This is a genomic window from Arthrobacter sp. B055-34, assembly GCF_059090425.1.
Map to the genome: position 1 here is coordinate 499,034 of NZ_JBNHFQ010000001.1, position 21,116 is coordinate 520,149.

General features: G+C 64.3%; 21 protein-coding genes. 12 read left to right on the forward strand and 9 right to left on the reverse strand.

Going from position 1 to position 21,116, the window contains the following annotated elements:
* Positions 1 to 13 precede the first annotated feature (13 nt).
* Positions 14 to 616, reverse strand: coding sequence for an arsenate reductase/protein-tyrosine-phosphatase family protein (locus AC5RWO_RS02180; RefSeq protein ID WP_498729036.1), 603 nt, complete (start codon positions 614 to 616; stop codon positions 14 to 16).
* A 32-nt stretch (positions 617 to 648) separates the two neighbouring features.
* Complete coding sequence (locus AC5RWO_RS02185) at positions 649 to 1,125, reverse strand: hypothetical protein (protein ID WP_498729038.1); 477 nt, start codon at positions 1,123 to 1,125, stop codon at positions 649 to 651.
* Between the two features lie 190 nt (positions 1,126 to 1,315).
* On the opposite strand from AC5RWO_RS02185, the gene AC5RWO_RS02190 reads away from it, so the two are divergent.
* Positions 1,316 to 2,494 (forward strand): carboxylate-amine ligase, encoded by a 1,179-nt coding sequence (locus AC5RWO_RS02190; protein ID WP_498729040.1) that lies wholly within the window; start codon positions 1,316 to 1,318, stop codon positions 2,492 to 2,494.
* Between the two features lie 23 nt (positions 2,495 to 2,517).
* Here AC5RWO_RS02190 and AC5RWO_RS02195 read toward each other — a convergent pair whose 3' ends face one another.
* Positions 2,518 to 2,730 (reverse strand): hypothetical protein, encoded by a 213-nt coding sequence (locus tag AC5RWO_RS02195; RefSeq protein WP_169990901.1) that lies wholly within the window; start codon positions 2,728 to 2,730, stop codon positions 2,518 to 2,520.
* A 139-nt stretch (positions 2,731 to 2,869) separates the two neighbouring features.
* Entirely contained in the window at positions 2,870 to 5,914 is a 3,045-nt protein-coding gene (locus tag AC5RWO_RS02200) for a hypothetical protein (RefSeq protein WP_498729042.1), read from the reverse strand.
* Positions 5,915 to 6,441: 527 nt separating this feature from the next.
* Here AC5RWO_RS02200 and AC5RWO_RS02205 point away from each other — a divergent pair.
* From AC5RWO_RS02205 to AC5RWO_RS02230, 6 genes are all read left to right on the forward strand, one after another.
* A complete protein-coding gene (locus tag AC5RWO_RS02205) occupies positions 6,442 to 6,618 on the forward strand; it encodes a CsbD family protein (protein ID WP_498729043.1) in 177 nt (58 codons plus the stop codon).
* A 339-nt stretch (positions 6,619 to 6,957) separates the two neighbouring features.
* Positions 6,958 to 7,797, forward strand: a complete 840-nt coding sequence (locus tag AC5RWO_RS02210; protein ID WP_498729045.1) for a glucose 1-dehydrogenase — start codon at positions 6,958 to 6,960, stop codon at positions 7,795 to 7,797.
* A gap of 101 nt (positions 7,798 to 7,898) precedes the next feature.
* The gene (locus AC5RWO_RS02215; protein WP_498729046.1) at positions 7,899 to 8,315 is read left to right on the forward strand and encodes a GNAT family N-acetyltransferase; all 417 of its coding nucleotides are present in this window, start codon (positions 7,899 to 7,901) and stop codon (positions 8,313 to 8,315) included.
* An 8-nt stretch (positions 8,316 to 8,323) separates the two neighbouring features.
* On the forward strand, positions 8,324 to 9,451 hold the full coding sequence (locus AC5RWO_RS02220) for an AI-2E family transporter (RefSeq protein ID WP_498729047.1): 1,128 nt from the start codon (positions 8,324 to 8,326) through the stop codon (positions 9,449 to 9,451).
* 233 nt (positions 9,452 to 9,684) lie between these two features.
* Positions 9,685 to 9,981 carry a hypothetical protein gene (locus tag AC5RWO_RS02225; protein ID WP_498729048.1) on the forward strand — a complete coding sequence of 99 codons (297 nt, stop codon included), beginning with the start codon at positions 9,685 to 9,687 and terminating at the stop codon, positions 9,979 to 9,981.
* A gap of 126 nt (positions 9,982 to 10,107) precedes the next feature.
* On the forward strand, positions 10,108 to 10,323 hold the full coding sequence (locus AC5RWO_RS02230; protein WP_498729050.1) for a hypothetical protein: 216 nt from the start codon (positions 10,108 to 10,110) through the stop codon (positions 10,321 to 10,323).
* 23 nt (positions 10,324 to 10,346) lie between these two features.
* On the opposite strand, the gene AC5RWO_RS02235 is transcribed toward AC5RWO_RS02230, so the two are convergent.
* Complete coding sequence (locus tag AC5RWO_RS02235) at positions 10,347 to 11,021, reverse strand: aspartate/glutamate racemase family protein (protein WP_498729051.1); 675 nt, start codon at positions 11,019 to 11,021, stop codon at positions 10,347 to 10,349.
* 186 nt (positions 11,022 to 11,207) lie between these two features.
* Between AC5RWO_RS02235 and AC5RWO_RS02240 the strand changes: the two genes are divergently transcribed.
* Together AC5RWO_RS02240 and AC5RWO_RS02245 are read left to right on the forward strand one after the other, a co-directional pair.
* On the forward strand, positions 11,208 to 11,981 hold the full coding sequence (locus tag AC5RWO_RS02240) for a GVDTG sorting domain-containing protein (protein WP_498729052.1): 774 nt from the start codon (positions 11,208 to 11,210) through the stop codon (positions 11,979 to 11,981).
* Positions 11,982 to 12,005: 24 nt separating this feature from the next.
* The gene (locus tag AC5RWO_RS02245) at positions 12,006 to 12,728 is read left to right on the forward strand and encodes a class F sortase (RefSeq protein ID WP_498729053.1); all 723 of its coding nucleotides are present in this window, start codon (positions 12,006 to 12,008) and stop codon (positions 12,726 to 12,728) included.
* Positions 12,729 to 13,135: 407 nt separating this feature from the next.
* Here AC5RWO_RS02245 and AC5RWO_RS02250 read toward each other — a convergent pair whose 3' ends face one another.
* Positions 13,136 to 14,860: a hypothetical protein gene (locus AC5RWO_RS02250; RefSeq protein WP_498729054.1), complete on the reverse strand. Its 1,725-nt coding sequence runs from the start codon at positions 14,858 to 14,860 to the stop codon at positions 13,136 to 13,138.
* Between the two features lie 585 nt (positions 14,861 to 15,445).
* Here AC5RWO_RS02250 and AC5RWO_RS02255 point away from each other — a divergent pair.
* The gene (locus tag AC5RWO_RS02255; RefSeq protein ID WP_498729055.1) at positions 15,446 to 15,727 is read left to right on the forward strand and encodes a DUF3040 domain-containing protein; all 282 of its coding nucleotides are present in this window, start codon (positions 15,446 to 15,448) and stop codon (positions 15,725 to 15,727) included.
* A gap of 285 nt (positions 15,728 to 16,012) precedes the next feature.
* Here AC5RWO_RS02255 and AC5RWO_RS02260 read toward each other — a convergent pair whose 3' ends face one another.
* Together AC5RWO_RS02260 and AC5RWO_RS02265 are read right to left on the reverse strand one after the other, a co-directional pair.
* A complete protein-coding gene (locus AC5RWO_RS02260; RefSeq protein ID WP_498729056.1) occupies positions 16,013 to 17,812 on the reverse strand; it encodes a BCCT family transporter in 1,800 nt (599 codons plus the stop codon).
* A gap of 202 nt (positions 17,813 to 18,014) precedes the next feature.
* Complete coding sequence (locus AC5RWO_RS02265; protein ID WP_498729057.1) at positions 18,015 to 18,977, reverse strand: GlxA family transcriptional regulator; 963 nt, start codon at positions 18,975 to 18,977, stop codon at positions 18,015 to 18,017.
* 123 nt (positions 18,978 to 19,100) lie between these two features.
* Between AC5RWO_RS02265 and AC5RWO_RS02270 the strand changes: the two genes are divergently transcribed.
* Both AC5RWO_RS02270 and AC5RWO_RS02275 read left to right on the forward strand, forming a co-directional pair.
* A complete protein-coding gene (locus AC5RWO_RS02270) occupies positions 19,101 to 19,739 on the forward strand; it encodes an isochorismatase family protein (RefSeq protein WP_498729059.1) in 639 nt (212 codons plus the stop codon).
* A 178-nt stretch (positions 19,740 to 19,917) separates the two neighbouring features.
* Entirely contained in the window at positions 19,918 to 20,985 is a 1,068-nt protein-coding gene (locus AC5RWO_RS02275; protein WP_498729061.1) for an LLM class flavin-dependent oxidoreductase, read from the forward strand.
* 3 nt (positions 20,986 to 20,988) lie between these two features.
* Here the strand turns inward: AC5RWO_RS02275 and AC5RWO_RS02280 are convergent, their stop codons facing one another.
* The gene (locus AC5RWO_RS02280) at positions 20,989 to 21,114 is read right to left on the reverse strand and encodes a hypothetical protein (protein WP_498729062.1); all 126 of its coding nucleotides are present in this window, start codon (positions 21,112 to 21,114) and stop codon (positions 20,989 to 20,991) included.
* Positions 21,115 to 21,116 lie beyond the last annotated feature (2 nt).

A 21,116-nucleotide genomic window follows, 5' to 3' on the forward strand; every position in this document is an offset into this window, starting at 1 on the left:
GCGATCAAAGGGTTTATCTAAGCTCGGGAGTAATCTTCGCTTCGAATTCGACCAAACGTTCCACTGCAGGTATAAGATCCCTGACCATCTGCTGGTAGACGGTGTCGTCACGGCGGTACGGATCCACGATTTCGTCTTCGTTTTGGTCCACAGCGCGGGCCTGGTAGCGCTTGAGGGCGGCTAGGTGGGGCAGTCGCTTCCACCGGTATTCGACTTCTTTGTCAGATGTGCCGCCGGGGATTTCCGTGTCCGGGTCTGCTTCGAGAGCATCGATCATCCGGGCGAGTTCGCGCACCGTAAAGGTCCGCTTCAACAGGCGGGGCATCAGGTTGAGGATCCGGTCCCGGTGCTCGATACTCATGGCCAGCACCAAGTCGACGTTTGCCAGATGGGATTCTTGCAGTTGCCTGGCGGCAAAACCTTCAGAAGATCCGCCGAGGACATGGAGCAGGCCTGCCGCGCGGGTGTCCATAGGCGAATTGACGAGGGCTTGGATGCCGGCACTCTGGACATCGAAGACGCCTGGGCGGACTTGGTCCAGTTTTTGCTGCAGCAACCGCTCCGCCATTGGAGAGCGGCAGACGTTCCCGGTGCAAATGGTCAGAATGCGGATCATTCCAGAACTCTAACGTCTGGCTCCGCCTTCGGTCATTCCGAGTCGCCGGGCCCTTTCACGTTGGCTTGAGCGAGAGCACGATCAACCCAGTCCAGGTCCCGTGACTTTTCGCGTAGCAGCAGGTAGCGGGCAGTCATCAGGAACGCGCCACCGAGCGGCAGGGCGATCAGGAAAAGCCCGGGAGCCACGTCGATCTCGACCAGCAGTACCCACGCGGCGAAGAAACTGAAGGCCCAGAACGTTGCCTTGGCTGCGCTCCAGCACTCCGCCATTGCCCGGCGTGGAAACAGGATGTCACTCCGGTAGGTCAGGGCCAGTGCGCAGAACCACGCGAAGCCGAGAACGAAGGCAGCCCAGCCGGAGCCTCCGTCAGCACCTATTCCGGACACGGGGACCAGGAACAGGCCGGCAGCAACCGAGGCAGTGATGGCGATGGCGTCGGACGTCCGCAGAACTGAGCCGGCGCTCAGGTGCCGGCGGACGGACTTGGTGATGGGAACAGTAACCACGTGCACACCGGACCTCTCTGGATGGTGACGAGACGCTCTATTTGTAGCAACGAGTGGTTGGCGAAACCTTGGAGTCCGCGGTGCCCGGGTGAGGCAGCCAATCGACCGGCGCACATTGTCGCGGCCTTGCCTGGCTCATAGTGTTGACATCCGAGTCTTGATCCATCAATCACGAGAACGGCAGGGCTGCATGCGTACATTCGGAGTCGAAGAGGAACTGTTGTTGGTGGACCCCGAGAGCGGACACGCGGTGCCGCTCGCCCTTGCACTGATGGACTGCTACCAGCAAGGGCTGCCGGACACGGTGCGGGACATTTCTGCTGATCCGTCACTTCCGGAATTCAACGGTTCAAGGCTGGCAACAGAATTCCAGCAGGAGCAGATCGAAGTCATCAGCAGGCCTCACAGCTCCCTCGCGGATTTGGCTACTGATATCAGGACGGGGAGAGCCTTTGCCGATGAGTGTGCCAAGGACGTTGGTGTACGGACGGCTGCCTTGGCAATGGCTCCCCTGCCCACGGTCCCCCACCCCGCACCCGATGAACGTGTGGGGATCATGATCGCGCGTTATGGGCTGACGGCCCGGGAGCAGTTGACGTCCGGATGCCACGTCCACGTCAGTGTGGACTCGGATGAAGAAGGCGTGGCCGTCCTCGACCGCATCCGGATCTGGCTCCCCGTCCTGGCGGCGCTGGCCAGCAATTCCCCGTTCTCGCAGGGCATCGATACCGGCTATGCCAGCTTCCGCGGCCAAGCCTGGTCGCGTTGGCCATCTACCGGGCCGCTGGACATCTTCGGCTCGGCGTCTGCCTATTACCGCACGATCGAGCAGATGCTGGCGACCGGCGTCGTACTTGATAAAGCGATGCTCTACTTTGACGCCCGGCTGTCCAACAACTACCCGACGGTGGAGATCCGGGTCAACGATGTCTGTCTGGAGTCCGACGACACCGTGCTGATCGCCGCCCTCACCCGGGCCCTGGTTGCGACGGCCGCCCGGGACTGGCGGTCGGGCAAGGCTCCGGACCCCGTACCCGTTGCTATCCTGCGGCTCGCGGCTTGGCAGGCGAGCAGGTGGGGAATCGAAGGCGATCTACTGCACCCAATGACGGGCAGGCCCTGCAAGGCTTCCCACGTCCTCGACATGCTGCTGGAGCACGTCAGGGAGGCGCTTGCTGACAACGGGGATGAGGCGCAGGTACGGCGGCTGTATGGGCAGTTGCGTGGCAGGGGAACCGGGGCCCGGCAGCAGCGCAATGCGCTGGAGCGCACGGGTTCACCGGAGGGCGTTGTTGCGGAATCGATCCGCCTCACACATACGCGAAGCGTTGACCTTCTGCGCGCCGAAGTTGGGCCAACGGCAATATGACCGTACAGCTTCGAGGCAGGAGGCTATTCGCCGTCGCTGTCCCGGGCGGCGAGTTCAAGTTCCACGAGCGACTGCCGCAGTAGGGTTTCCGGGTTGGCTTCACCCGCCCCCGCGTTGCACTCCCGGAAGACTTCCTCCTGCAGCTGCTGCGCCAGCAGATCCAGCTCCTCGCGGGAGAGAGTCTCCAAGTGCGCGGGGAAGGCTTCCTTCGGCGAAAGGTAGGGCTTGCCTGACATTCGTGCTCCTTATGCTCGATGCTTCCCCGGAGTGCCCCCTGCGAGGGTGAATCCACCCTACGCCACTGCTCGGCCTGCTGCCTAGCGTCAAGATTGCGGGAAGGCGAGCAACATGTGAACTGCCTGTTCACGGCCAAGTTCAGGAGCGTTTGCGGGCTGCAAAGAGCACTGCGCCGTACGCGCCGATCAGGAGTATCACCGCGGCGATGGCGGACAGAGTTCCCGTTTCAGACAGGGCGAACGCGGGATCCAGCTGGAGCAGCTGCGGTCGCATCATGCCCTCTGCTGCCACTGGCTGCTCAGCCTCGGTCTGTGACTCCCCCGGGCTGGCCGGTTGCTGGTCCTCGTTGGCGTTGGTTGCCTCGGGTGCTTCGGTCTGGCCGCCGAGCGGAGGAATGGGCAGGAGGTCCGCTTCCGCACGTTCGATGTCAGGAGCGCTGGCTCCCGGCTGGTCAGCTTCCGGCGCTGCTGTGAAGACCGGCTCCCCGCTGGGTGCCGGAATGCAGATGCTGCCGCGGCCCTCTTCATCAAGCTGCACGGTGTTCCGCAGCCCGGTTCCCGAGGCGGCATCGGCCACGCAGTCCAGTTGCTCGGCCGGAATGTTCGGATCCAGCTTGATACGCACATTGACCAGGTAGAGGTGGCTGTCCAGGAGTTCAAGGCTGCGGTCGGTGGCGAGCACAGCGGCAGGATCCGTTTCGGGATCAGGCCATTCGCCGCCGTCGGATGTTCCCAAGAGCATCCACCGGGCGTTCAGGATGTCCACGCCGGCGCCGAAGTCCAAGGTGTCGGTCAGGTTGTAGGTGGCGCCGGCGACCACGGACGGGTTCTCCACGGAGACCTCGTACACCACGTCCCAGACGCCCTCCCCGGCGCCGGAAACCTTGACCGGCTCGCGGGCGGACTTGGTGACGTTCAGGGCCGGCGCTTCCCAACTGCTGACGATGGCGCAGACGATGCTCTGCCCGTAGGACGGGACCACGATGGTGCCGTCCTGGTGCAGGGTGCCGCTGCCGCTGTCCAGTTCGCAGGACCAGTCGCTGGCGAGGAACTCCGTGCCGCCGATGAAGCCGGCCGTTTCGGATAGGTCGTAGGCGGTGCCGGCGGCCACGCTGCCGGCGATTCCGGTGGCGCCGGCGACGGTGGCGGCTTCGCCACCGGCCGGGGTGGCGGAGAGCTTCCAGTCATCCGGGCTGATGCCGGCCGGCGGCCGCGGGCCGACGGCCTTGATGAGGGTGAGCTGCTGCTGGCAGTCGATGTTGTTGGTGACGGCGACCTCGTTGGCGATCATCAGCTTGGTGATCTTGCCGAGACCGTCCGAGTTGGCCACGGCGCAGCCGGCCGGCAGCGTGAGGTTGGCGCCGAGCGCAAGGCGGGTGCCGGCGTCGTACGCATAAACCGTGCCCCATTTGCCCGGGGCCGGCGCTCCCCCGCCGTCCGGCAGGACCAGCTCGGCCGCGAAGCCATCGGGCTGGCTGCCGCCGGCGTACACGGTGCCGTTGATGTTCCAGCTGTTGGTGGCCTTGAGGGTCACGGGCAACGGCTGGCAGGCCTTGGCGCTGAGCCCGTTCAGCTGCACGGAACTGGTCAGCCCGGTGCCGCTGCCGCTGTCGATCCGGCAGTCCAGGTGGGCGGCGCGGGTACCGTCGGGCACGGCGACCACGGCGTGCACGCTGTAGGTGTGGACGGTGTTGCCGTCCGGACTGTGGCCGATCACGGTGCCGGCTGGCGCGAGGACGGTGGTGCGGTTGGCATCGGGGCTGGCCCAGGAGCCCGACGCCGGTGCCCCGCCGGTGCGGGTCCAGGTGGCGGACTTGATGGTGACGCCGGGGCCGAAGCCCAGCGTGTCCGAGAGGCTGTAGGTGTTGTCCGAGCTGCGAGAGGTGTTGGTGACGGTGATGTCGTAGCTGATGCTCCAGCTGCCGGCCTCGCTCGGGACCGGGGTGCCCGCGGTCTTCAACAGCTGCAGGTCACCTTCCTGGTTGCTGCAGTCCAGGGAGTTGGTGATGGTGAACGAGTTGACGCCTGCATTTAGTGCAACGGTGGCGCCGCTGTCCGGGAGGGCCTTGCCGGCGAGGGAGCGCGAGAGCAGCCGGCACTGCTGGCCGGGCGAGAAGCCCTCCTTGATGGTGACGCGGCCGCCATCTTCGAAGCCGATGGCGGGGACGCCGAACTGCGCGCCGTTGACCGAGCCCGGGGCCAGCATCAGGTGTGCGCTGACGCCGAGGCTGCTGACCTCCTCGTGGCTGGCGGAGCGGCCGTTGACCTGCCAGTTCACGTTGACCAGGACGTCCGCGTTCTTGATGCCGTCATTGTCATCGTCGTCGTCGCGGGGCTCGGGCTTTTCGATGCTGTTGCCGTTGGCGTCTTCCTTGGGCGTGGGCTTGCCTTCGACGACGGTGATGTTCGGGGCGACCGCGACGGGCTCGCCTGCGCCGTCCGGGGTGCCGGGGGTTTCCGGGGCGGCTTCGCCGTTGGTGTTGTCCGGGGTGTCCGGGCTGCCTTCGCCGGTATCCGCGGGCGGGGCCTCGGTTTCCTTGGGCGTGCCCGGGTTGATCTCGTCGACGGGCGGCGGGACGGGAATGTCCACGTTGCCGCCGTCCGTGGCGGGCGGGGGCGTGGTGGTTCCCCCGGTGGCCGGCGGATCAACCGTGGCCGGCGGTTCCACCGAAGTGGGCGGCGGGCTGACGACCGGCGGCGTTGTGGTGGGCGGAGGCGTGGTCGGGACGACTTCTTCCGGCGTCGTCGTTGTTGGCGGTGGCTTTGTCGGATCCGTGGCAGGGGGCGTGGTGCCTGCCGGAGCCGGGTCCGGAGTGGTTGTTTCCGCCGGAGGCGTTGTGTCCGGAGCAGTGGGCGAGGTCTGCGGCGCGGGCGACGGCGAGATGCCGGAGAGCTCAGGTGCCTGGGTGCTCAGCTCGCGGGTGGTGGAATCATCCACGAGTTCCTTGACCGTCCTGGCGGCTCCGTGGTCATCGGCTGGTGCCGTGGCGGTGGCGGAGGGGGTGGCGGAGGGGCTGGGAGAGGGCGTTGCCATCGCGGCGGCGGGCCAGCCGAGCACGAGCATGGCGAACATTACTGCCGTGGCCAGCGCGGTGCGCATTATCGTCAGCGCGGTATGCCGGCCGGATTTCGCGCGGACACTTCCGCGGCTTCTGGCTGCTGCGCGCCGGCGGTGCCGGGGCACAGCGGAACTGGACCTCTCACCTCCGGTTTCCCGGAGAGGGAAATACCTCATCTGTTCCCCCAAGCGGTTGTACGCAGTCACACCGGGCGGCTTCGCTGCCTACCGGTTTCGACGTCAAACCTCTACCTCATATGCCCCGCGAAACCGCAGGGTACGATGCTTCGGTCCTCCCCCATGAAGGGCCGCAGCGGATGGTGATGCGGTACGGTGCGCGTTCCCGCATCACGCCAACTGGTGCCGCCCCGAGCACCGCGTGCGAGTGTCCTGCTCCCCAGCAGGACCCTTTCCAATACGTCCAAGCTACCAACCGGCACTTGTAAAAACCATAGTCGTTACCGTACTGCGCCCCGTAAACACGCGGAAAAACAGGTTATACGATGCGTTTTACGCCAACGTTGCGGCGGCCCGGATCAGCGAGGGTGCAAAGTTCCGGCGCTGGCGAACAACCGCGATAGTAAGTAGGGTTAGGAATGTCCGGCCTGCCGGGTGATACACCGGCAGCAACCATCGACCGTAGGAGAAACACCATGGGTTTGGATGACAAGATCGGAAACGCCGCAGAGCGTGCAGGCGGCAAGGCCAAGGAAGCAGCCGGAGACGCCACCGACGACCAGAGCCTGCAGTCCGAGGGCAAGAAGGACCAGTCCAAGGCAGACCTCAAAGACGCCGGCGAGAAGGTCAAGGACGCGTTCAAGAAAGACTGACTGAATCACTACTCAAGAGGGTGCGGCCACACGTGGCCGCACCCTCTTCGCTTTTCATTTGGTAGCTGCTCCACCCTCCCCCAAGAAGGGCGGATCAGCTTTGGTTATGCGCGCCGGCCGATATTGACTACTTTGACGGCCGGACCTCAAGGAACGCGCCGGGCTTCACGAAGCTTCGGCTCAGACTTTGCTCAAGGTTGGGACCGTGCTCAAGATTGGCTCAAGCCGCGCGCAATGGCTGGCCGAACACCAAAGGCGACGTCCGCCGTCGGACGTCTTATAAGTCTGCTTACTATTGTCGGACAGCAACCCGATCAAGCAGTCCAGCAGGAGGACGCCATGAACCAGCCCAAGCAGCAGCAGGAAGTACCCGGCACCCAGTCCGAGATGACACCGGTGCCCGATTGCGGGGAACAGAGCTATCGCGGCATGGACAAGCTCAAAGGCAAGGCCGCGGTCATCACCGGAGGCGACAGCGGGATCGGCCGGGCGGTGGCCATCGCGTTCGCCCGCGAAGGGGCAGACGTGCTGATCTCCTACCTCAGCGAGGACGAGGACGCCCGCGACACAGCCCGGCTGGTGGAGGAAGCCGGGCGGAAAGCAGTCCTCGTGCCCGGCGACCTGGATACGGCCGAACACTGCCGGAAGATCATCGATACGGCCGTGCAGGAGTTCGGCAAGATCGACATCCTGGTCAACAACGCCGCCTACCAGATGACTCACGAGACGATCGAGGAAATCAGCGACGAGGAGTGGGAGCACACCTTCAAGGTGAACATCAACGCGATGTTCTATCTGGTCAAGGCGGCACTCCCCCACATGGCGCCGGGGTCTTCAATCATCGGCAGCTCTTCGGTCAACTCAGACATGCCCAACCCCACCCTGGCACCCTACGCCGCAACCAAGGCGGCAATCGCCAACTTCTCCGCCAGCCTGGCACAGCTGCTCGGCGAGAAGGGCATCCGGGTGAACAGCGTTGCGCCCGGTCCGATCTGGACTCCCCTGATCCCCTCGACCATGCCGCCGGAGAAGGTGGAATCCTTCGGAAGCAACACGCCGTTGGGGCGCGCCGGGCAGCCTGCTGAACTGGCGCCCACCTACGTCCTGCTTGCCTCCGACGACGGCAGCTACATCTCCGGCGCCCGCATTGCGGTCACCGGCGGGCGACCAATTCTGTAGCAAACGAAAAAAACAGACAGGTCTGTCTTGCAACAAGAAAGTAAGCATGCTTTGCTTCTAACTACGGAATAGAAAGCATGCTTACGAGAAAGGCCACCCCCATGAAGCCTGTAGTACGGGACAATTTCGGCGCCTCACAGTTCGATGCCTACATTGACGGAGCTGTGGTGGCCTCCCTGCATTACCGCATCCACAAGGGCGAAATCTGGATGCTCTTTACCGATGTCCCCGGTGGACGGCTGGGCAAGGCGCTGGCCTCGAGCCTGATCACCACGGCACTGTCCGACGCGCAGCGCAGGCGCCTGGCGGTCCGGCCGTTCTGCCCCAAGGTACGGCACATGATCGCCACGCTGCCGAACTACCTGATGCTGGTCCCGCAGGAGGAACGGCTCCGCCTGCACTCGTCCCTGATCGCCGACAAGCAGGAAGCCGAACGCCAGCAGCAGCTGGCGCGCGTGCAGGAACAGCGCAACGCCCGGCGCCGGGCCGTCCGGGAACACCAACCGGCTGCCGCCTGAGGAACTGCATGAGCAGCAGCATGGCCAGGCAAGACGGAACCTCGCCGGGTGCACGGGCTTGGCAGGACGGATTGGGCCGTGCGGGAAGCCGCGCGGCCCAGGTCCTGCTGATTCTGGCCCTTGTAGCGGTCTCCATCTACGGCCTGCTGCAGATCCGGTTGCTGGTCATCCCCGTGATGATCGCGCTGATCCTCGCCGCGGCGATCGGCCCGTTTGTGAACCTGATGCGCCGGAAGGGCGTGCCGGGAGCGCTGGCGACAGTAATCGCCTTCCTCAGCCTGCTGGTACTGCTGGCCGCGACCACCACCGTGATTGTGGTGGCGGTCCGGAGCGAATGGGACGAACTCGTCACGGCCGCCGCATCCGGTCTCGACGAGCTGCAATCCTTCCTGCTGACCGGCCCGCTGCCGATCGATCAGGCACAGATCAATGAGGCTCGCGAGGCGCTGATCGATTTTGCCACCAGCCAGCAGGTCCGATCCGGCGCCCTTACAGGTCTCTCGGCGGTCACCGAGTTCATCGCCGGCACCACGCTGATGGTGGTCGTGCTGTTCTTCTTCCTCAAGGATGGCCAGAAGATCTGGAACTTCTTCCTGCGCCCGTTCGGTGGACGGCGTGCGGCCAAATTGCGCCGGGCAGGCTCCCGCACGCTTGAGGTTCTGGGCGGTTACGTCCGCGGCACGGCGATCATAGCGCTGGTGGATGCCACGGCCATCGGCATCGCCCTGCTGATCCTGCAGGTTCCGCTGGCCATCCCGCTGGCCATGATCGTGTTCCTCGGCGCATTCATCCCGCTGGTGGGTGCCACCGTGGCCGGCATTCTCGCCGCGCTGGTGGCGCTCGTGGCCAACGGGCCCGTAGTGGCGCTGATTGTGGTCATTATTGTGATTGCGGTGAACCAGCTGGAGGGCGATCTGCTGCAGCCGATCGTGATGGGCAACGCCCTGAAGCTGCACGCTCTCGTCATCCTGTTCGCGCTCACCGCCGGTACCATCCTCGCCGGGATTATCGGTGCGGTGCTCTCGGTGCCGCTGGCCGCCGTTATCTGGGCCATACTCCAGGTTTGGACCGCGGAGGATCCGCGCATTGAAGACCTGAATCCTGACCTGCCGCCAGCGGGGTCGGAGCCGACTTGATCCCGATCTGGCTGCAGGCGCTGATCTGGGGAACGGTGGGCGGCGCGGCGTTGTGATTCCGTTGTCTTTCGTACTTGGCAGATTACGGAACGGTTGCGGACCCCAGGGGCCCCTGTCACCCGGAACCCACGAGCCGTAGGATTGAGGTTGTCGCCGGCAACGAAGCCGGCCGGACAAAGGAGCCACGGAATGCGTCGAGGACCTGTCCTGCCTACGCCCCGGGAAAAATCAGTATGACCGCTGTAGAAGCATTTTCGTCAGAAGGCCTGCGGTGGCGCGGCTGCACGGGGAACTCCGCTCCCGCCGCCTCTGAAGCCTCCGCGGCCTGCCAGGAAGACGAGGCACTCGCACGCACCATCGCCGAGCATGTCCACTGCGGGGAACCCATGCAGTTGGTCAACGCCGCAGATCTCCCCATCACCGCACCGCTCATGATTCTGACCGCCGAAACGGTCCTGCCTGAGCCCGAGGCAACGACAGTGCGCACCTACCGCTGCAGCTGCGGCTTCACCCTCGACTCCGATCTCTGAACCGCGAACCGCGAGCGCTGAACCCGCCACTCATATCCAGGGCAGGGCCTCTTCATAGCTGGGGCATAGCTTCGCTTCCTACGGTGGATCCCAAGAGCACATAACGCATCGAGGGAGTGGCTGATCATGACCGGCACAGCAGACGAAAGCACCCGCAGGAACGCAGTTCCCGTTACGCTCGTCATCCGGGCCTGGCAGGAAACCGGCCACGATGGTTTCCGGGCGCGCATCATCCGTGGCCCACGCCGGGCCCGGCGTCCTGCGATCGAAACAACCACCGATCCGGAGCAGGTGATGAAGATGGCCCGCGAGTGGCTGACCGGCCTGCAGAATCCGCGGTGAGCGTCTCCTGCGCCCGACCTCTGCTAGGCAGCTGCGCCTATCGAGGCTGGCGGCCTCGCGCGTCCGGACTCGGCGGCAGCGAGGGCTGCCCCGGCGGCCAAGACGCAGTCAACTACGGGAAGACCGAGCCGCCGGTTCAGTTCCTTTCCTATGCCCATGCTCGTGAAGCCGGTACAGGCCAGCAGAATCACATCCGCCCCGGCATCCGCCAGCCTGTGGCCGGCGTCGAGAGTTTCGAACACTCCGGTCGGCGTCAACAGCTCTGTACTGAAGTTGACGCTCTGCGGTGATTCAACTGCAATAAGCCGGGTGCCCAGGGCGGAGGCAACGGCTTCGGGCGCCTCCTGCGTTATGCCGAGGACGCCAATGCGAACGCCCATGGCCATTGCCGCCGCGGCGCCCGCTGCCCCGGCTCCAACTACCGGCACGTCCACCGCCAGGCGAGCTTCTGCCAGGCCTGGATCGGCGGAACAGCTGATAATAATGCCGTCGACCGCGGGAGCAAGTTCCCTGGCCAAGGCAACCACTTTGGGTGCGGCGCGGACGCAGGATTCCGCATCGTGCACCGCCTCGGGCTGGAACGGAATGGCGCGGGAGACCACAGCAAAGGGAAAGGCCGATTGCAGGATCTGTCCGTGGAGCTGAAGCAGCCCTCGAGCCTCGGTAGATAGAGTGCGAATCAATCCAACACGTTTCATTCTGACTCCCTGTCCCCAATTGCTTGTCCCTTTCCATGCTGTCGGTTGGACGTTGCCGCAACATTACGTCGAGGTAATTTTTCACTTTCTTCAAAAAAATCCAATCCGTGGTGCGGGTCACTCCGAATGCCTTGTATGCGCTCCACAACCGGAGCGTTGACAACCCGCATTCTGGAGGATCCTTTCGTGAACAAGAAGATGCGTTTGATGACCATTCCCGCACTGGCCCTCGGCGCCGTCGCCCTGGCAGGCTCCCCCGCCATGGCCCACGGCGATTCCGACCACTACCAGGCCAACCTCGGCGCGCTAAACGGCAGCAGCGCCACCGGTACCGTCATGGTGGACGTCACCGGCAACCAGGCCCACGTCAAGATGGATGTTTCCGGGCTGGCCGAAACCTTCAACGACGCTCCCTACCCGCACGTCCAGCACATCCACATCGGAGCCCAGGGCACCTGCCCCGGCCCGGAAGCAGATACCGACGGCGACGGCGTGGTCTCCACCACCGAAGGCCACCCCTTCTACGGCCACATCGGCACCACGCTGGCCACCTCGGGCGACACCAGCCCCGACGCCGGGCTGACCCTCGAGGTCGGCGGCCAGGGCGGCGCCTACACCTACGACCGCACGTTCGAGCTCAACGCCGACACCGCGGCCTCGCTCGAGGCGGGCACCGCCGTCGTCGTTGTCCATGGCCTGGATCCGGCAACCCTGAGCGCGGAGGCGCAGGAGAAGATGAGCGACCTCGTTCCCGAGCTGCCGCTGGCCGCGACCTCGCCGGCAGCCTGCGGCACGCTCGCCGCCTCCCAGATGGGCGCAATGCCCGACGGCGCCCCGGACACGGGCGTGGAAGTCACGGAGAACAACACCACCGAAATGCTCGCCCTCGGCGGTGGCCTGGTCCTGGCCGCAGCGGCAGGCGGAACGTGGATTGTCCGCCGCAGCATGGCCAAGTCCTAGGCACGGCAGGACAGCACACCAGCCATGACGATTGGTAGAAAAGGCCGCCGCGGACCAGCACTGCTGACCGCGGCGGCCGCCCTGCTCCTGACCGCCTGCGGCACCTCGCCGCCCTCCAGCCCAACACCACCAACCCCAACAACGACGGCGGCGCCCGCCCCCGCTTCTGACCCCACGTCCGGCGCTGGACGTGCGGCCGCCTCCCCGTCCGGTTCCGCAGCTGCTTCCAGTTCCACGACTGCATCCAGTTCCACCCCGGCGGAGGCTGCGAAGCCAAGCGAACCGGCCGCCGAGCCTGCAGCCGCGCCGGATTCGATGCAGATTGAGAAGATCGGGGTCTCCTCGGAACTGCTCCACCTCGGCCTGCAGGAAAACGGCACACTGGAAGTACCGCCGGAGGACGACGGCGCCCCGGCCGGCTGGTACACCGGCTCCCCCGCGCCTGGCGATCCGGGCCCGGCCGTGCTGCTGGGTCATGTGAACTCGCTCAGCCAGACCCCCGGTGTCTTCGCCCGGCTGCCGGAACTGACCAAGGGCGACAGCATCCGCGTCCAGCGCGAAGACGGCACCAGCGTGGTCTTCACCGTGGACCGCGGCGAGCAATACCAGAAGAACCAGTTCCCCACGCTCGAGGTCTACGGCAACACTGAAGGACCGGAACTGCGCCTGATCACCTGCGACGGCTACAACCCCGACACCGGCATCTTCGAAGACAACTACGTCCTCTACGCCTCGCTCGCCGGCTGAAACGGGACCAACACAGCCCACGGGCAGCGCGGTCCAAGAACAGCTTGAACACATGAGTGAAGCCATGGAGGCGGCCACCTGCGCGCAGGCTGAACGCCGGCACCTCCTGCAGCTTGTCTGCGCCGCCGAGACCGCCTCCGATGTTTGAGCCTCGATCAGCCCGGGTACGGAGCGGACATCCGGGTGCATCCGCAGCTGCAGCCCCGCCTGCCCACCACTGAAGTTCATGGCCCGATGGCTGCAGCAGAAGGGTCGCGACGGCTGGCCGACCCAGTACGCCGACACCAACGCATAGCAAAATTCCTCCCGGCCAATGGTGAAGGCCGGTGCCGGCATGTTGCGGGCCGATCCCGCACCGCCGTCGCCCCTTCAGACTTCGGCGGCACCGGAACAGCTTGCGAATCAGGCTACTTCCAGGGTGCCACCGACGTGGTTTCGGTCGCGCTGTTGTTGGCGGTGTCCGGGTCAGGCTGGTTTGCCCTCACCGACGCGGAGTTGCTGACCGTCCCATCCCTGGCCGGTATGACGACAATCGTAACGGTGGCTGTTTGTCCCGCGGTCAGGGTCCCGAGGTCGCAGGCAAGACTGATGTCGCCATTGACCTTCTCTTCCAGGCAGGTGCCCTGGGTCGTGGTCACGGAGACCAGGTCCTCGTCCGGCAGTTGATCCTTGAGCGAAATCCCTGATGCCGCTGTCGGGCCATTGTTGGTTACCTCCAGCGTGTACGTAAGCTCCTGCCTGGCGGTGACCGGATCCGGCGAATCAGTCATCGTCAGGCCAAGATCCGCCGCGGGACGCATATCGCGGACAAAGATATCGCTGGTCGACCCGTTGGAATCCTCCGGTACCAGGGTCGAGGACCGCGAATCGTACGCGGTGACCTTCCCGTCCGGCGTCATTGACGGGGCCAGGCTGGCCAAGTCACCGAACGTGCCGTCGCTGGCCGCGCTGATCAGCGATGTGGTGCCCGTGGTCAGGTCGCGCTGGTAGACGTTTTCGCGGAAGTTGGCCGGGCCGCCGAAGTTCGTGGCCCTGGAGACCAGCGACACGTAGCGGCCGTCGTCGCTGACGTCCCCGCCGAACGTGAATTCATCGCCCTGCTCACCGGCGTCGTTGACTCCCACCAGCGTGTAGTCACCGGTGACCGTGTCGTAGAGCCAGGCGTCGTCGGTGAATCCGTTGGTATCGGTACTCTCGTCCGCGAACTGATCGTCCTTCGTGGTGAAGCTCAGGTACCTGCCGTTGCTGCTCATGCCGTCCGCCATACCGTGCACCAGCACGAAGGAGTCGGGGTTGCCCTGGCCTGCCGTCACCGCGGTCATCTCCCCGCTGGCCCGGTTGAACAGGAACGCGTCGGTGTCGCCGTCGCCTTCGATGCCCGGCACCAGGTTGGACGCCGACGAGGAGAAGTAGACGAAGTTCCCGTCCGCGCTGAGGTGCGGGGCGAACGAGGATCCGCCGTTGGCCCCGGTCCCGTCCGGTGCCTGGCTGATCCTCTCGGTGGTACCGGCCTGGATGTCGTGCACGAAAATATCCGGCGCGAAGTTCGTATCGCCGGGCACCACGTCCTCGGCGAACGAGGTGAACGCGATGTACCGGCCGTCGGCGCTGATGTCCGGGCCCTGTCCGCCGCCGGTCTCGTCTCCGCCGCTGGCCACACTGACCCTGGTCGTGGTTCCGGCCTGCCGGTCGCGGACAAAGACGTCCACGGTACCGTTCTTATCGCCGCTGACCAGGTTGGTCGCTTCGGAGGCGAAGGCCACATACCTGCCGTCGGCACTGATCGAGGGTCCGCCCATATTGCCCAGGAACCCGCTGTCCCCGTCGGCTTCGCGTCCGTTGCTTGACACGCTCACGCGCTCCGTCGTGCCGGTAAGCCGGTCACGGACGAAAATGTCATAACCGGAACTCGTGGAGTCCAGACCCCCGTTGGTGTCCTCCGGCACGAGATTCCCGGCAGCCGATACAAATGCCACATAGCGCCCGTCCGCACTCACCGAAGGTGCCTGGCTGTCACCATCTCCCTGGATCGAACCGCTGTCAACGCTGACCAGCTCGGTAAAACCGGACGCCACACCGGCATAAGCCACACCCGGCGGCAGAAGCAGGGCCGCCGCAGCAACCGCAGCCACCCCCACCGGTCCCTTGCCCCTGAGAACAGGGGCACCTGCTTTTCTGGTTCTTGATGTCATTGTGAAACCACTCCCAACAATCTCATGGTGCGATCCGCCGCAACGCCCTCCAATCCCCCACTATCCAAGGCCCGCGGCCTGCCCGGAAAGGCTCGCACATCGCCCTTGGATAAAGGTTGCACTACAACATCCAGATCGATATGCAGCATCTGTCTGACTTCAGAGGATGGCGTCAGGGAGCCGTGCGTCATGGCCTTCCGGTGGGGTATGTGGCGGTCCACGCTGTAGCGGCGTCAATGTCGGCGGATCCAACGCCCTCGGGACTCTTATCTGTCCGATGACCACAGCCAGCAAGTGGCAACAAGAGCAGTTGTTGCCATACAGCGCCAGCGAGCAGCACGACATGTCCGTGTAGGTGGAGGCATGTCCCCGCCGCCGAACAGGCTGACCGGTTCCCCTGCCCTGCTCTGGAGAGTCTCTCCTGACGAGGCCATAATGAATCAAAGTATTCAAGGCGAACACCGGTACCGGCCGCCTGTTGGCCGTTTCCACCTGACCGGCCTACCCAAGGACAAGAAGGCTTCGATGTCGTTATCGGATGAAGAGCGCAGGCGTCTTCGGGAGCTCGAAGAGGAACTCGCCGCAGAGGACCCGGATCTGGCCCGCCAATTACAGGACAACGGGCCCTCCGACAGGAGCGGAGCCCGAATAGTATACGGCCTGCTGATCATCGTGGCCGGCTTCGCCCTGGTCATCACGGGAATCAGCACCCAGCTGATCGTTCTTGGTGTCATCGGTTTCCTGGCAGCAGGCGCGGGCGCTTACCTCTTCCTCAGCGGCCGCAGCAGGCGCCGCTCCCCCGGGTAGCCGGATCACCGATGAGACAACCAGCCTGCGGGTGTTTCGCCCGTGGGTTTATATGGAATTGATGAGCAGCGGGCGGATGAGTCCGGTGACCTCCGCCGGGATGGCGGCGCCGAACTCTGCCCGCATCCGGGAGCTGAAGCCCCGGTAAGCGGCCAGCGCGCTGGCGTGGTTGTGGATCGACGTGTGTATCGGTTGTGCCTCCGTCTACAGCTACGGAACATTGATCATTATCGGGTCCGTCTACTCAGAAATCACCTCACCGTATGTTTCCTACTCAGCCGGCGGCTACCTCGGGGTCTTCCGGTTCTTTAGACGGGGTTTCTTGGCCGGCAGCCATGGACGCGGCCTTGTCTCGACCTCATCAGGAAGGGCATTTTCGATCCGGTCATCAATCCGCTCACCAAAGTGCTGGTCGAAGTTCGTGGAAAGGCTGCCGGTGACGTCAGCACTGACCTCGCGGGCAAGTTCCTCCCGCCGCTGACGCCGTTCCGCCCGGAGGAGCACCTGGTGCTCGGCATTGAGAGCCTTATACAGACCGATACACATGCCGACGATGATGACACTGAGCGGCAGGGCCGTCAGGATGGAACCGGTTTGCAATGCCGACAATCCACCGGCAAGCAGCAGCGCGATTGCCACGAGCCCTTCCAGTATCGCCCACATCACACGACTCCACTTCGGCGGATCGGTCTCGCCTCCGGAGGCGAGCATGTCCACCACCAGGGAGCCCGAGTCTGACGACGTAATGAAGAAGATGGCGACCAGGAACACGGCAATAACGGAGAGCACGCCGCCCAACGGCAACCCGTCGAGCATGCTGAACAGGACTCTCTCGGACACGATCCCCTCGTCCGGGTCGAAAAGTCCGCCGTTAAAGTCGTTGAACGCCCGCTGGATGGTGGTGCCGCCCATGACGGCGAACCAAATAAAACTGACCATCGAGGGGACCAGCAACACACCCAGGACAAATTCACGGATGGTCCGGCCACGGGAAATGCGGGCGATGAACAGCCCGACAAATGGTGCCCACGACATCCACCAACCCCAGTAGAAAACGGTCCAGCCGCCCTGCCACTCCCGGCCTTCCTGTCCGGCATAGGCCGTGGTGTTGAATGTCAGGCCGACCGCGTCCTGCAGATAGGCCCCGAAGGACTGCACAAACTCGCGGAACAGAAACAGCGTGGGCCCCAACAGCAGGATCGAAATCAGGAATACGCCCGCCATGCCGAGGTTGATGTTCGACAACCATTTGATGCCTCTGCCAACACCGCTGACAACGGACATCATCGCGATCAGCGTGATAACCGTGATGAGGCCGATAAGCAGCGCATCGCTGCTTTCAGGGAACACCCCCAACTGGACCAGCCCAGCGGATATCTGCTGGACACCCAAACCCAGCGAAGTGGCCACGCCAAACAGTGTTCCGACAATGGCGACAATGTCTATGACGTCGCCGATCCGGCCACGGACCCGGTCCCCCAGCAAAGGCTCCAGCGCCCAGCGAATGGACACCGACCGTCCTCTGCGGTGAATGGCGTAGGCCAGGGAAAGGCCGACCACGGCGTAGATCGCCCAAGCATGAAATCCCCAGTGCAGATACGTCTGCGTCATGGCAGCCTGCGCCAATTCTGCAGGGCTGCCTTCGACGCCCGGCTTGGGGTTCACGAAAAAGGTCAGGGGTTCAGCGGCTCCCCAGAAGACCAGACCGATCCCCATACCGGCGGCGAAGAGCATCGCGAACCAGGAGACAAGCTTAAACTCCGGTTCTTCCTCGTCCTTGCTTAGTTTGATATCACCGAAGCGGCTCAACCCTGTCCAGATTGCGAAGACCACAAAGAAGCCGACAACCAGCAAATAGTAGGGCCCGAAGACAGCAACGACGCCGTTCTGCGCCGACGTCAATGCGCCTTCAGTAGCGTCCGGAAAAATAATGGCTATTAGAACCGCGAAGGCGATGATGATCAACGCCGGCCAGAAAATGTGTGGAGCGGCGATGGCGAAACGGCCGGGCGGTCTGGCAGGGACGCCTCCTGTCGATCCGTCCGATCGGTCCCTTTTGGGTGAGGCACTCATGGTCGTGACCATCCTTGGTAGGCGTAAAGGACACACTTTTTCTGAGTCTGACGCCAACTACTATCCGGGTCAAGGTTCACGAACCAAGGCCTCAGCCCGCAATCCATTCACCGCCGAGGCAGCCCAGCCGTCGTCGTGATCATGGCCTGAATTCGGAAGCACTCACAGGCAATGACGGTGGAAGCGGTGGAACCCCGGCGCTCAAGTTATTTGTTTAGGCCGCCGGCGTACGGGCGCTGAAACGCCGTCGGTACTCCGAAGGCGTCGTGGCATACGCGGACATGAAGTTCTGCCGCATGGTGATAGGGCTCGAGAACCCGCATTGGGCTGCGACCTGATCGATCGGAAGGTCCGTGATCTCCAGGAGCTTCCGGACCTCATCCAGGCGTCGTGCGCGAAGCCAGGTTGCGGGTGTCGTGCCTGTTGCCGCACGGAAGGTTCGGATGAAGCTGCGGCGGCTCATATGCGAGGCGCGGGCAAGATCGTCAACACTGATCTTGTCGCCGAGGTGCTCGATCGCCCAGTCGAGCGCTTCCGCAATGGGGTTGGCGCCTCCCGGGTGCAGAATGGGGCGCTCGATGTACTGGGCCTGGCCTCCGCTGCGGTGCGGCGCGACGACGAGACTGCGGGCGACGTGGTTCGCGGCCTCAGCTCCGAGGCGGGAACGGACAATGTGCAGGCACGCGTCGATCCCCGCAGCTGTGCCCGCGGAGGTCAGCACGTCACCGTGATCGATGTAGAGGACAGTTCGGTCCACCGGGATGTCGGGATAGTTTTCGCTGAACGCGTCGAGTGCGTGCCAATGCGTGACGGCAGGGCGAGCGGCGAGGAGTCCGCTGTCGGCGAGCGCGAATGCCCCGAGACAAAGCCCGACGACGGTGGCGCCCTGCCCATGCGCTTGTTGCAGCGCGCCAGCCAGTTGCACCGACGGACGCTTTCCGTCCTCGTCCCAGGAGGGAATGACCACAACGTCGGCAGCGGCCGCGGCGTCGAGGCCGGCCAGCCCGCCGATCTGGTAACCCTCCGCGGTGCGGATGGCATCGCCGTCGTCGGTGAACAGAATTGTTTCCCAGTCGGCCAGCCCCTGGCGGGCCACCTCTCCGAACACCATCTGCGGTACGGCGAGGTGGAACATCGTGACGCCCTCGAAGGCGTAGACAGCGATTCGCAAACCCATCCTCTCCTAGTTGGCCTGTTTCCATCGTTTATATGCACTTGTGCCAATTGTCGCACGAATACGGGGCGGACAGACTGGGGAAGAGCGTGAAAACCGCGCCCACCAACCACCCAGGAGGTAGACATGACGGCTCCCCGTCGCGCCCTGATTGTTATTGATGCCCAGCAGGAATACTTCACCGGACTCCTGCCTATCCAGTACCCGCCGCGCGAGGAATCGATCCAGCGTATCGCCGCGGCCATCGACGCCGCGGAGAGGGCGAACATCCCGGTGGTCACCGTCCAGCACTCGGCCGGCGAAGAATCACCCGTGTTCAACCCGACGATGACCGAGTTTCAGCTTCACTCCTCGCTGGAAGAACGCAAGTCCGACGCGTGGAAGTCCGTGGTCAAGCAGTACAGCTCCATTTTCCCCGGCACCGGCCTGGTGGAGTGGCTCCGGGAGAACGGGATCGACACGATCACGCTCACCGGATACATGACCAACAACTGCATCATCGCCTCCGCCAGCGACGCCGAGATCCACGCGTTCAACACCGAGGTCCTCTCGGACGCGACCGGCGCCATCAACATCTCGAACAGCGCCGGCACCGTGGATGCGAAGACCGTGCACACGACCCTGATGGCCCTGCTGAACTCGAATTTCGCCGCCGTGGCTTCCACTGACGACTGGGCCCGCGCCGTTGAGACTGAGCAGCCGCTGGGCAAGAGCAACCTGGTCGAGTCTGCGGCCGACGGAGCCGCGGCCTCGTTGGCCCGCTAATTACCTGAACCACCAGGAAGTTAGCGTCTTGCGGGCGTCGCTGTTTCACGACGCGACGCCCGCAAGAAACTTCGAGCACCGCATTGTGTCACGGTACAAGTTGCCTTTTACCGTGAAGAAAGGATAGTCTCAGGATCACGCCAAAAGCGTTCTACATCCGTGAGAAGTAAGGTAGTTCATGAATCGCCCAGCCCCGTCCGGTACCGCCCCGTTCGTCCTGTCCGTGCTCGATAACGCGCTAACCGGCGTCGGCCACTCTGTGCAGGAAGTATTCGAGGATGTCATTTCGCTGGCGCAGTTGGCCGACCGGCTTGGATTCCACCGGTTCTGGATGTCCGAGCACCACGCCATGCCGGGAGCTTCGACGTCGTCACCTCAGCTCATGGTGGCCCGGCTGATCGGCGAGACCGAGCACATCAGGCTCGGTGCGGGCGGGATCATGCTGCCCAACCACGTGCCCCTGATGATCGCCGAGCAGTTCGGCATGCTCGAGACGCTGGCCCCGGGACGAATCGATCTCGGACTGGGACGCGCGCCCGGCACCGACGGTGCGACCGCGATGGCATTACGCCGGCACCACACGGCGAACGACGAGTTCCCCGAGCAGATCGAGGAACTGCTCGGATTCATGGGCAACGACTTCCCGCAGGGCCACCCCTACCAGCATGTGCACGCCGTGCCGGGACCCTGGCAAGACGAGCAGAATCAGATCCCGCCGACGAAGACCAGCCCTGATGTCTGGATCCTGGGTTCCTCGATCTACTCCGCACACGTGGCCGCGCGGCTGGGCCGGCCGTACGCCTTCGCATTGCAGTTCGGCAGCGCCGACGTCCTCAATGCCATGCGGATCTACCGCGAGAACTTCCGCCCTTCCACATTCCTGGACGAGCCGTACAGCCTGGTCAGCGTAGGAGCAATCGCCAATGACGATCCGGCCGAGGCACGGCGCCAGGCGGCAACCACGGCCATGGGCATGATGCGCATGTTCAAGCAGCAGGGCTTCTCCATCCTTCACCCGAAGGACGTTGAAGACTATCCCGCCACATTCCCGGAGCGGCAGTTCCTCGACGAATGGACCGACCGCACCCTCCACGGAACCGCCAGCGAAGTTGCCGAGGGACTTGAAGAACTCCACGAGCAAACCGGCGCCGACGAGCTGATGCTGGTTACCGGAGGGCACTCACGGGCCATCCACGCGCGCACGGTTGAGTTGGTCGCTGAGCACTACAACCTGCCCACCCGCTAAGCCTTAGAACAGGGTCACCCCGCCTCCGCCGCAGTCGATAACGGCGGAGGCGGGGAAACCCAAGTCCAGCCCCCGCGCTGGCACGGCAATCCGGTTGGCCCGGCAGCCGCCGCCGTCATCGTTATTCATGG